Annotated in this window: 10 protein-coding genes; 4 read left to right on the forward strand and 6 right to left on the reverse strand. The window is 46.0% G+C overall.

Going from position 1 to position 12,105, the window contains the following annotated elements:
* Positions 1-82 precede the first annotated feature (82 nt).
* The 3 genes from PseudUWO310_RS06440 (at position 83) to PseudUWO310_RS06450 (ending at position 2,948) form a co-directional block, all read left to right on the forward strand.
* Positions 83-856 carry a glucose 1-dehydrogenase gene (locus PseudUWO310_RS06440; RefSeq protein ID WP_142599919.1) on the forward strand — a complete coding sequence of 258 codons (774 nt, stop codon included), beginning with the start codon at positions 83-85 and terminating at the stop codon, positions 854-856.
* 223 nt (positions 857-1,079) lie between these two features.
* Positions 1,080-1,403: a divalent-cation tolerance protein CutA gene (cutA, locus tag PseudUWO310_RS06445; RefSeq protein ID WP_142599920.1), complete on the forward strand. Its 324-nt coding sequence runs from the start codon at positions 1,080-1,082 to the stop codon at positions 1,401-1,403.
* A 231-nt stretch (positions 1,404-1,634) separates the two neighbouring features.
* Positions 1,635-2,948 (forward strand): Nramp family divalent metal transporter, encoded by a 1,314-nt coding sequence (locus PseudUWO310_RS06450; RefSeq protein WP_142599921.1) that lies wholly within the window; start codon positions 1,635-1,637, stop codon positions 2,946-2,948.
* A gap of 64 nt (positions 2,949-3,012) precedes the next feature.
* Here the strand turns inward: PseudUWO310_RS06450 and PseudUWO310_RS06455 are convergent, their stop codons facing one another.
* The 5 genes from PseudUWO310_RS06455 to PseudUWO310_RS06475 form a co-directional block, all read right to left on the reverse strand.
* The gene (locus PseudUWO310_RS06455; RefSeq protein WP_142599922.1) at positions 3,013-3,456 is read right to left on the reverse strand and encodes an SH3 domain-containing protein; all 444 of its coding nucleotides are present in this window, start codon (positions 3,454-3,456) and stop codon (positions 3,013-3,015) included.
* 195 nt (positions 3,457-3,651) lie between these two features.
* Positions 3,652-4,848, reverse strand: a complete 1,197-nt coding sequence (locus tag PseudUWO310_RS06460) for an ATP phosphoribosyltransferase regulatory subunit (protein ID WP_142599923.1) — start codon at positions 4,846-4,848, stop codon at positions 3,652-3,654.
* Positions 4,849-4,893: 45 nt separating this feature from the next.
* On the reverse strand, positions 4,894-6,075 hold the full coding sequence (locus tag PseudUWO310_RS06465; protein ID WP_142599924.1) for a DnaJ domain-containing protein: 1,182 nt from the start codon (positions 6,073-6,075) through the stop codon (positions 4,894-4,896).
* 317 nt (positions 6,076-6,392) lie between these two features.
* Entirely contained in the window at positions 6,393-7,283 is an 891-nt protein-coding gene (locus PseudUWO310_RS06470) for a M56 family metallopeptidase (protein WP_223805562.1), read from the reverse strand.
* A 4-nt stretch (positions 7,284-7,287) separates the two neighbouring features.
* Positions 7,288-7,716 (reverse strand): BlaI/MecI/CopY family transcriptional regulator, encoded by a 429-nt coding sequence (locus PseudUWO310_RS06475; protein WP_055076011.1) that lies wholly within the window; start codon positions 7,714-7,716, stop codon positions 7,288-7,290.
* Positions 7,717-8,368: 652 nt separating this feature from the next.
* Here PseudUWO310_RS06475 and PseudUWO310_RS06480 point away from each other — a divergent pair.
* Positions 8,369-9,736 carry a cation:proton antiporter gene (locus PseudUWO310_RS06480; RefSeq protein WP_223805563.1) on the forward strand — a complete coding sequence of 456 codons (1,368 nt, stop codon included), beginning with the start codon at positions 8,369-8,371 and terminating at the stop codon, positions 9,734-9,736.
* A 172-nt stretch (positions 9,737-9,908) separates the two neighbouring features.
* Here PseudUWO310_RS06480 and PseudUWO310_RS06485 read toward each other — a convergent pair whose 3' ends face one another.
* Positions 9,909-11,942, reverse strand: coding sequence for a thioredoxin domain-containing protein (locus PseudUWO310_RS06485; RefSeq protein WP_142599925.1), 2,034 nt, complete (start codon positions 11,940-11,942; stop codon positions 9,909-9,911).
* Between the last annotated feature and the right edge of the window lie 163 nt (positions 11,943-12,105).

Consider the following 12,105-nt stretch of genomic DNA (forward strand, 5'->3'; position numbering starts at 1 on the left):
TTATCTGATTACGTTAAGGTTACACTCTAGCAGAACATATTAAGAGCTACGCACTGAATCCTACTTTATTTGTTATAAATCTATGAATAGAAAATTTGATGACCAAATTGTTTTAGTTACGGGTGGGAGTTCAGGTATTGGGAGAGCCACAGCGATCGCTTTTGCTAAAGAAGGAGCGCAAGTTGTTATTGCAGATATAGATTCTATTGGTGGTGATGAGACGATTCGTATTATTCAGGAAAACGATGCTAAGGCTAAGTTCATTTATACAGATGTGTCTCAAACTCAATCCGTAGAATCACTCATTACTTCTATTGTCAGTACATTCGGTCATTTAGACTGTGCTTTCAATAATGCTGGAGTCAGTTCTCAAACTAAAGCTTTAACCGCTGAATCTCTCGAAGATGATTGGGAGCGCATTATTTCTATTAACCTTAAGGGCGTATGGCTTTGTATGAAGTATGAGTTACTTCAGATGCAGTCTCAGGGCAAGGGGATAATCGTTAATACTGCCTCTACGGCTGGATTAATTGCTCATGCTGGGCATTGTGCTTATGCTGCCAGTAAGCATGGAATTTTGGGACTTACAAGAACGGCTGCTCTTGAATATGCTCAAACTGGGATTCGGATTAATGCGGTTTGTCCTGGTTATATTCGTACTCCAATGCTGGAAAGGGGAATGCATCGTGATGGAGGTAGCAATGCACTGGAAATGGCAATGATTGCTAAACAACCTTCGGGTCGTCTAGGGACTGCTGAAGAAGTTGCCGAAACTGTACTTTGGCTTTGTTCTGATTCTGCTTCATACATTATGGGGCAAAGTATTGTCATAGATGGTGGATTAAGTATCCAATAGAAGACACTAGTTTCCCAACCCCCCTATGCTAAAGCACCCTAACCATATTGACTAGGGTACTTTTGATTTAATTCAGATCCTTATCAATACCAGTAGGAAAACCTACTATCCCCATTTTCCATTAGAACTATTCATTCATGGAACTAAAATCCGCTAGACCCAAATCAAAACTCAGATACCTACGCCTGTTATTTTTCATCCACTGTTTTTAAAGTAAGTACTCATGCCTAACTCAGAACTGATAGTCGTTATGATGACCGCTCCCGATCTAAATCTTGCCAATGACATTGCCAAAATACTTATCGAAGAAAAACTTGCTGCTTGCGTTCAGGTATTGCCCCCTATGACATCTACCTATATCTGGGATGGGCAACTATGCCAAGAATCAGAGCATCTAGTTTTAATCAAAACCCTAGCAAACAAATATGAATCACTGGCAGCTAGATTGACTGTTCTACATCCCTATCAAGTACCCGAAATCATTGCTATACCAGCGATCGCAATTGAGCAAAATTATTTACTCTGGGCAAAATCTATTTTGATGTAAACAAAAAAAGCGATCGCCTTTTGCGGAAGTGAGATCGCTAGTTATTCGATTTTGCAGATCTTTCCACTGCAATAAGTTTTACTTAATGACAATGTCTATCATTGGAATAAGGCTTGCGGGGGTAGGCGTATTGACGGTTATGCTGGGACAAAAAGATAACGGGAAAAGTAAGAATTAGAAACAAGTGGTATAAACTAGATTATGAAACGATTATGAAACGTTAGTTTAAAAATGTCCATGTTGGATCGACCCCAAAGTTTGCCAGAAGTCCATCGAACGATCGCCATTCCCCAGCGAGGTTTTTGGCGTAAGCTGCTTGCTTATGCGGGACCTGGGTACTTAGTTTCTGTAGGCTATATGGATCCTGGCAACTGGGCGACGGATATTGCAGGCGGATCAAAATTTGGCTATACATTGCTCAGCGTCATTATGCTGTCAAATTTAATGGCGATCTTGCTGCAATCCTTATGCGTCCGTTTGGGGGTTGCCACGGGACGCGATCTCGCCCAAGCTTGTCGGGATTATTTCAGTCCTAGGGTGAGCTTGGTACTCTGGGTATTGTGCGAACTCGCGATCGCCGCCTGCGATCTTGCTGAACTATTGGGAAGTGCGATCGCTTTGCAACTGCTTTGGGGGATACCGCTGGTTTGGGGGGTATGCATTATGGCTCTAGATGTCATTATCTTACTGCTCCTGCAAAGCAAGGGATTTCGCTATGTTGAAGCCTTGGTGATTACCCTTGTCGCCACGATCGCAGGCTGCTTTATTGCCCAAATTATTTTTGCCCGTCCCGATTTGGGGAGCATTCTTACGGGTTTTATTCCCGATCATCGGATCTTACAAAATACAGAAATGCTCTATATTGCTGTGGGAATTTTGGGAGCAACGGTGATGCCCCACAATCTCTACTTGCATTCGGCGATCGTGCAAACTCGCGCTTGGGAAGCAACTTCGGAAAAAAAGTGGGAAGCGATTAAGTTTGGCACGATCGACTCAACCTTAGCGTTATCGCTCGCCCTCTTTATCAATGCGGCAATTCTCATAGTTGCGGCGGCCACTTTTCATACCAATGGGTATCAGGATGTTGCCGAGATTGAGGATGCCTATCAATTACTTTCCCCTTTATTAGGAGTGGGCGCAGCTAGTGCTATCTTTGGCTTTGCTTTGTTAGCTTCGGGACAAAGTTCGGCTTTAACGGCGACCTTGGCAGGTCAGATTGTGATGGAAGGTTTTTTACGTTTGCAATTACCTCCTTGGTTGCGTCGCCTCGCCACCCGACTCCTTGCCGTGATCCCTGCTTTAATCGCGATCGTCATTTTTGGTGAAAAAAGTACGGGACAACTGCTGCTATTGAGTCAGGTTGTGCTGAGCTTGCAGCTTTCCTTTGCCGTAGTCCCTTTAGTAATGTTTACTAGCGATCGCCGTTTGATGGGTGAGTTTGTCAATCCTCGTTGGCTCAAGATCTTGGCTAGTGCCATAGCTATCATTATTGCTAGTTTAAATATCTGGTTAATCATCCAGACTGTTCAGGGATGGCTGTCATAATCTTTGTGGCGCAAACCCAAGAAGCCAAGTGGCGCTCGCCACTTGGCTTCTCTATATTCCTTGGCTATTCTTTGGTGATATTGCCAATTCTTACCCAGCCTTCTTCTTTAGTGCTTTCGTTACGGACGTAAACCCATTCGCGATCGGGGGTTTCTCTCATGACCGCTACCTTCGTGTTATAGTCTGCACCGCCCACATTTTTGGCTGACTGACTGGGATCGGCTCGAAATACTAGTCCAATGCTGGCATTTACTTTTCCTAAATATTTGGCATCGTTGGGTTTGGGCTTAGCTTTATAGGTCGGCTGGGGCATCACTGGTACTTTGATCTCGGCGATCGGTGATGTGGGGACGGGGGCAGCCTTTAAATCGTTGGTAAAAGTGGGTCTTTGGGGATGTCTTTGATAAGGCAAAATGACGTAGTACCAGCCCACCACAATAACTGACGCGATTAGTCCTAAGCTAAACGCTAAACTTGTACCCGATTTTGCAGTCTCTGGAAATCTCATTCACGCGCACCTAATCAATATCAAAATCTCTAGCAAAATAGATGATTGAGTGAATAGATTACCCTAAGTTCTTCAAATTGAATAGAGATTTTTGCATGAAGCGATCGCAATGGAACATGATATAGCTGTCGCAATTAAATATAAAGCCCCAAAATATTTAGCTCACGCGTAGCGTGAGCTAAATATTTTGGGGCTTTAATTGAGGGTCTCTGAGACGATCGCGCCATCGCTACTAACCCATGCAATCTTAGGAATGCCTCGCGATCGCGCTTGGTCGCGAACATCCTCAACGGCGCGAAACTGCAACTCTAATTCAACGGCTTCGAGATCGGCTGACTGCCGCAACTGCGCAGCATGGGCAAAGGCTGCCTGAACCGCATCGGGTTCCTTCGCCACCACCAAATAACTAGAATTTGTCAGGGTTTGGGGTAATCGCGACTGTAAAGCCTGTTGCAGTTCTTCAAGGTTGAGGCAGAAACCGATGCTAGGGTAGCTGACATTTTGAGGGTGATAAACTCCAAGCAGGCGATCGTAACGACCGCCTTGGGCGATGACATAATTATCACAAGCAACTTCAAACACGATCCCCGTGTAATAGTCAAAGGTCTGCATAAAGCTGAGATCGAGGATTAAGCGATCGCTATTGCCCCCCGTACTTTCCCATAGATCGATTAAGGATTTCAGGTAATTAATTTCGCCAGTCAGTCCCGATGTCCATGCACTGGTGGACAAACGACTCAACAGATCCTTGGGCTTGCCGCGCAAGTCGATGAGTTCGATCGCATAGCCTTTAACATCGGCGGGCAAATCCATTTCGGCAATAGCAATGCGATCGAGGTTAGCAAGGCATTGACGTACCTTGGCCCGATATTGTTCTGGTAAGAGATCGAGTAATGCGGTCGTCAGTCTGGCATCGCCGAGGATAATTTGCCAATTTTGCAGCTCTAAGCGATCGAGACTTTCGGCTAAAAGCATCAGAATTTCACCGTCAGCCATTAGCCCTGAAGCGCCGAGCAATTCTACCCCTGCTTGAAATGATTCTTCAGAGGTATGATTGGCTCTGCGCCGAAATACATTGGCATTGTAATAAATGCGCTGTGGACAGGTTGCCACATGGCTCCCTAAACGAGCCGCATAGGCTCTAGCGATCGAGGCGGTAAATTCGGGACGCAATCCTAAAATATCGGTACTGTTACTAGGCAGTTGGATGACAGATTCGGGATCGACGGCTCCACCTGCGGTAAGCGATCGCAAATGTTCGATCGTGGGGGTAATGATGCGTTGATAACCCCATAACTGAAAAACTTGTTGAATGCGGCTTTCGATCCAACGCTTTTGAGCAACGTCTAGGGGAAGTAAATCTTTTGCGCCAGTCGGCAGTTGATGCACCATACAATTCTCTCAGTCTTCGCCTTTTATCGTACCGTAGTTCTAATTCTATTTGTCATTATCTGCCCAACCTAAAAGATTGGAGAGCCAGCCCCGTTTTTGGGGCGGTGGGAGAGGGGACTTGGGGGTTACGGGAGCATCGGGCTTGGGGTTGGTGCTTTTATTGTTTTTATTATTGTTTTTGGAGGGGATGCTGGGGGGGGCAGGATTATTAACCTCCTGCATATGTTTTAGGGCTAATGGTTCTTGCGGATTAAGCTGTAGCGATCGCGTCAAGCTCATTTTTGCCATTTGCAGTTGATTGATATTGATATAGACCACTCCGAGCATGGCGTGGCATTGACTGTTATTTTTATCGAGTTGCAGAATTTCTCGCAAATCCTTAAGTGCCGATTTCCAATCTCCCTGACTCATGTAAATTTCGCAAATCTTGAGGCGATCGGCGATCGCGCTATTATCATTGCTTTCAATTCTGGTCTGAATTACGGTATCATCCGACTCCGCCTGCCGATTAATAGGGGGCTGATAGGAATAGGGAGAGGGATTCGCATAGCTGGGCTTAGGAGGTGGTGCAGGATAGCTTGCGGTATAGGGTTTGATACTCTTAGGGGGCGGTATAACCTTAGGCTGTGGTATGGGTGGGATAGGATAATTGGGAGCACCGTAAGAGCTGGTATTTTGGGTCGCAGACATCGGCGTGAGTACGGGCGGCATATTTACGTCTCCGTACTGATAGCCCTCCTTGTAGAGAATGTAAACTAGATTTAGTTCGCTGATCTGCCCTGTATATTCCAAAATATTTGCGAGCGATTGATACTGCACCTTGGCAATCATCGAGACCGATCGCTCATAAAAACCATCGCTAGGAGCCATCATTAACTCGCAGGCAATCTTAGAATGGATGGGCACATTACGGGATTTTTGCATTAAGCGCTTGGCAAGAAGCTGAAAGATCCCTTGATAGGCTTTGCGCTCTTCCTCTTGCATCAAAACGTTATAGGCAGGATTAACGAGCTTAGCTAAATATTGGGTAGCAACTTCCTTTTCTTCGGGGGCAAATCCATAAACATCAGGGTGCAATATCCGAGCAATACTCAAATAGACATGACGAATATAAACAGGACTGCTAATGATTGGTAGTCCCAAAGCCGCATAGTAGTCATGATTAAACTGACTAATGCCTCGATCAATGCGGATAAACTGTTGCCTTGGCTGTTTGGGCTGATTCATGTTCGCTCGCTATGACCATGTCTGGATAATGGTGGCGATCTGATGATTTATTTAATACTTATACCAACTAAACCCCAAAAACCCAAAATCTATCCCAAAATCTACATAGTAATCTTAAATATAGCTACCGCCAGTCTTGTTAGGACAAAATTAAAACCCAAGATCGTGTTGCCGCGCTCCGCGCGGCAACATGATCTTGTTTATGTCCTGATACAGTTGGCGGTAGCTATATTTTACGAAAAAGCCCTTGGCGCACTTCGCAATTTTCCAGAGGAGAATGGTGGTGCGAAGCGCCACCATTCTCCTCTGGAGATTTATTAATAATGTAGAGGCAGAGCCGCAAGGGGTAATAGAGAAAACCCAATCCAAAATAGCGATCGCCAAGAAAATTGTGGTAATGGTTCGGGCTCGGCTAATAAAAAGTCAATCCGTTCTTCGAGGCGATCGCTGGTATTGGTCGAACCAAAGGCAGCCGAAAAGGTTTGGGTCGGCATAGTATTGCCACTAACCATTGTTAATAAGGACTCCGCTAGCAATAACCCATCGGCGTACTGAGCTGCCCAGCGATCAGCCCGCAGTTCTCGTAATAATAGCAACTCTTCCCATAGGGTTTGCGTATTGGGCAACCAAGGCATCACTTGCCGCAGACAGCCGAGCCAGAAAAACCAAAAGGTATCGCGGTAATGAGCGTGGGCGCGTTCATGGCATAAAACGGCTTCTAGGTGTTCGCGATCGAGGGTATCAAGCAATCCTTGACTGACAAAAAGATGCGATCGCCAAAAGCCGATTTGAGCCGCAAAGAGCATAGGCATATTTAGCAATCGCAAGGGTTCATCGATCGAGTTCACCTTTTTTAATTCGACCACAAGATTTTGCAATTTCTGTAATGACTGCCAACCATTGAAGGCAAGTTGCAGCGATCGCCCTAGGCAGTAAATCAGAAATACTAAGGCGATGCCATAGCTGAATCTTCCTGTGGGCAAGCCGATCATTTGCCCTTCAAATCCCATGCATAGCACGGCGATCGCTGTCATCACTACGAGCATCGGTGGGAGGACAAAGCACACTAAAGCTTTTTGCCAGCGTTCTTGCCAACGTCCTTGCCAACTAAAATGCGCGTCACTACTATGTCCCCAGCCGTAGCGCAAGCCCCAAGCGAGGAATAACGACCCAAAGATCATTACCGAATGTACAGAGAAAAAGGGCATGGGCTTATCCTTCCTGTGGTTGTTCTCGCGATTGACGGATGGTTTTGAGGCGTGCGGCGATCGCTTCTAATTTATCGACGCTAGCCCGATCGAGGTCGTTGGCAAAGGCTGCCACAATGTCGGCATCACCCACTTCTAAAAAACGGTTGAGTTGATGATAAACCTTTAAAGTCTGTGCTTCTTCACGGGTGATCCGCGCTTGCCAATAGAGCGCTCTCCCTTCTTTTTCGCAGTGAATCCAGCCCTTTTGCTCCAATCGCCGCAATACGGTCATCACCGAACCATAGGCTAGCTCGCGATCGGGATCGGACAAAATGCGATCGTGGATATCCGTCGCGCCTAATCGCCTGCTATCCCAAATAATATTCAGTATCTCTGACTCTAAAGGCCCTAGGGATAACTGTTTTGGTCGGTGTTGGGGTAAGGGGGTCATAACTCAATCAGCATGATTTGTTATCACTATAGCTCTTTCTAAGTAGCTGAGCATAAAAAACAGAGCCAAAACCTTTAGCGCACGCGCAGCGTGCGCTAAAGGTTTCAGGATTTGATATTTAATTGCGCCCAGTTACTTATAACTCTTTGTTGTTGTCGCAATCCTAAATAACGTGAGTTCGGGATAATTTGAAATGAGCTTTGAGAGAGGGTTTGCTCCGCAAACCCTCTCTCAAAGCTCAAAAGTAAAAGCCTTGCTACGCAAGGCTTTTACTTTTGAGCTTTTAAGATTTGTCAGCTTAACTCGAACTGACGTTAAATAAATTGTGAGTTATGACTAAAGTACCATCCGCAGGATGTGCAACGTAATTGCTGTCATGCATCCTCAAAATAGAAAAATAGAGGTCTTTTTCTGTTCCCAGTAAATTAGATAGGCGCAATTAAATATAAAACCCAAGAGCTGTAGTGTGCGCTACAGCTCTCGACTCTGGTTTCTAATTATGCCCAGCTACTTAAAAGCGCCAAACTAAGTAGTTCATCATAAATAATTAAAAATCAAGACCAGAGAGCGTACCGCCCGCTTAGCGGGCGGTATGCTCTTAGCTACTTAATCCCAATTAAAAGCCCAATTAAAATTTTAAGGACAATAACCTATGCTCTCGATCAATGCGATCGCCCAAGGTCTACCGCGAAGTATGACCTTGCTTGCCACCGCCGAAGCAGAGAATGCTCCCATAATTTTGTCGGGAGTATTACTGACCCTTGTGATTATTTATTTTGCCAGTAAGGTGGGCAGTGAAATTGCCAAACGCTTGGATTTACCGCCTGTTTTGGGGGAATTGGTGGCTGGGGTGCTTGTGGGCGTGTCGGCTTTACGGTTAGTAATTTTTCCCGAAGGTGGGCTGACGGCGGCAGACTCGCTCGTGATGTCCGCATTACAGGCGCTTAACCCACTCACTCCCGCAGCCATTGAGCGCATCTTCATATCTCAAAGTGAAGTGATTTCCGTTCTCGCCGAGCTAGGAGTGATTATTCTGCTATTTGAAATCGGTTTAGAGTCGGATTTACGGCAACTCAAAGAAGTCGGGGTACAGGCGATCGTCGTTGCCTTTGTTGGTGTAGCAGTTCCCTTTGCCGCAGGGACAGCAGGGCTCATGTATTTTTTTCATGTGGCGGCGATTCCTGCCATTTTTGCTGGAGCGGCGCTTACTGCTACTAGCATCGGGATCACTTCTAAGGTATTGGCGGAACTAGGGCAACTCAAATCTAAGGAAGGACAAATTATCGTCGGAGCCGCAGTCATCGATGACGTTCTGGGCATCATTGTTTTGGCTGTGGTCGCTAGTTTAGCGAAGACAGGGGAGGTGGATATTCAGAAAGTGTCGATCCTGTTAGTGAGTGCGATCGCTTTTCTATTTGGTTCGGTTCTTTTAGGGGGATTTTTTAATAAGACCTTTATCACAATCGTTGATAAGCTCAAAACAAGGGGAAATATTGTCATTCCCGCCTTTATCTTTGCCTATTTCATGGCATTTCTCGGTAATGCCATTCACTTAGAGGCAATCTTAGGAGCCTTTGCCGCAGGGCTGGTATTAGATGAAACGGATGCGCGCAATGAATTGGATGAATTGATCAAACCTGTAGCGGATTTATTAGTACCTATTTTCTTTGTAACTGTGGGTGCTAGAGCCGATCTCAGCGTTCTCAATCCCATGATCCCCGAAAATCGTAGCGGTTTACTCATTGCCATTTTTCTATTGTTGGTGGCGATCGCGGGCAAGATCGTCACAGGCTGGGTCGTATTTGGACAGGAGAATATTAATCGATTGGCGATCGGGATTGGGATGGTTCCCCGTGGGGAAGTGGGGCTAGTATTTGCAGGAATTGGTACGGCTAGCGGTGCAATTAATAAACCCTTGGAAGTAGCCATCATTATTATGGTGATTCTGACTACGTTCCTCGCACCGCCATTTCTGCGGATTGCCTTTGGTAAAACCGCCCAAAATAATGCCGAACGATAGCAGTCTTGTAAACAGGCTTGTATAGCTGTCGCCAAGTGAAATAGGACATAAAACCCAAGAATTAATTGGCGGCGCGAAGCGCCGCCAATTAATTCTTGGGTTTTGATTTGTCCTATTTCAAGTGACTGTAACTATAAAACAGTGTTGCTGCGCTCCGCGCGGCAACACTGTTTTACTTGACCCTTGTGGTGCTGCGCTGTAGCTGCCGATCGCAGATTTCCTGACTCATGGCAGGCTCAAGACAAGCCAAGCCTTGGCAAACCATGGCGATCGCTTGAGGATTGGGTAAATTTTTATCGATACGCTTCATGACCACAGGTAGATATTGGCGATCGAGATAGGCATATTGCTCTGGATTTGTCCTCACTAATGTATGATTGCGAAACCAATCAAAGGCAACCAGTAAACTAGGACATGCCACGGGGCTATTGGTAATCACATGTCCAAAACGTTTGAGCGCTAACTCAGCCCGATCGAGATAGTCTAATTTTTCGGTCAGGCTGGCAATACGGACTAAATTCGCGATCGCAATGCCATTAGGAGAAGGAGTCGCATTATCTTGATAATTGCGTTCTCGCAACAGCAAATGCTGACTCGATTCGCTCGTAGTATTGAAATAGCCGCCAGAAAGCCCATCCCAGAAGTCGCGATCGAACTCAGCTTGAATAGCGATCGCCTGTTGTAAATAAAAATTTGCCTCTTCGGGAATGGCTTGATGGAGATCTAGCAGCGCCTTGATCAGCAGCGCATAGTCCTCGGACTGTGCTGCTACCGTCGCTTGCCCTTCATAATTGATTCTTTGTAAGCGTCCTTCTATCCATTGGTTATCCAGAATAAATTTCGCCGCATTAACTGCAAGTTGTTTGTAAATTGGCTTTTGGAAAGCGCGATAGGCTGTCACCAAACCTGAAATCATCATTGAGTTCCAAGCGACGATCGCCTTCGTATCGGTGATGGGAGGAACTCGCCCTTCCCAATCAATTTCGCGAATATCCACTTGACTCCGCGCGACGGGAAAAGCATCCGTTGGACGGGAATATTCACCATAGCGCAGACGAAATAGCTTGGTTAAGCAGGCTTCTACCTCTGGCGATAGTTCTCCATGATGTTTCCGTTGCAAAACATTTGTTTCTTCAAAGTTGCCAGCTACCGAAATCGTAAATTCCTGTATTAAGACTTCGAGTTCGGTAGCACTAAATATCTTCTTCAGTTCGGGATAGCTCCATACCCAAAACTTGCCCTCCTTTCCTTCACTATCAGCATCTTGAGAAGCATAGAAGCAGCCTTCCTCGGCTAGCATCTCGCGTTGTAGCCATGTAGCCGTTAATTCACAACTACGCGCGATCGCGGGTTCCTGCAAGCCTGAGAGCCAGAGATTCGCCACATACTCCATAATCAATCCATTGTCATAGAGCATCTTCTCAAAATGGGGCACTGTCCAAGTGTGATCGACGGTATATCGATGCCATCCCCCCGCCACATGATCGAAAATTCCACCTAGGACTAGATCCAGCCCCCGTTGGCGAGCCTTATTCTTCAGTGTTGCTTCCTCCGATTCAAACCGACTTGCCCTCAATAGGAAGTTGGCATAGGGAATCATCGGAAAACAAGTGCCATAATCGCGATTGGTAACTACTTCGGCGCATTTCGCAATCCCATGGGCTAATACCTCATCACTGATGATGGGGACGGGAATGAGCTTATTGACTTGATGGAGATTGCGAACGATCTGATCTTTATATTCTTGAATGTCATGATTGCGTTCGTAATAAATTTCCAGAATTGATTGGAGTACCCTCAAAAAACCAGGTCTACCATAGCGCGGCTCGATCGGAAAGTATGTCCCCCCATAAAAGGGAACTAGATCGTCGGGAGCTAAAAATAAATTTAGCGGCCAGCCACCACTTTCCCCCATAATCTGGACGGCTTGCATGTAGATGCTATCTAGGTCTGGACGTTCTTCCCGATCGACCTTGATCGCCACAAAGCGATCGTTCATGTAATCTGCAATTACGGTATCTGAAAAAGCTTCATGCTCCATCACCGTGCACCAATGGCAGCTAGAGTAGCCTATGGACAGAAAAATCGGTTTATTGTCGGCTCGCGCCTTTTCTAGGGCTTCATCCCCCCAAGGATACCAATCGATCGGATTATCGGCGTGTTTGCGAAGATAGAGGCTTTGCGATTGCGCGAGACGATTGGGCATAGGGCAAAATGGAAAGCGAAAATGGGTAAAGGTAGTTTAACCAGTCTAACTCTTTGTTTCGCAAATTATAGCTATAGTCGCCTGACTTAAGACAAATCAAACCCCAAGAATTGACTGGCGGCGCGAAGCGCCGCCAGTCAATTCTTGGGGTTTATGTCCTAAT

It is taken from the genome of Pseudanabaena sp. UWO310 (assembly GCF_006861605.1).
In the GTDB taxonomy this organism is placed as follows: Bacteria; Cyanobacteriota; Cyanobacteriia; order Pseudanabaenales; family Pseudanabaenaceae; genus Pseudanabaena.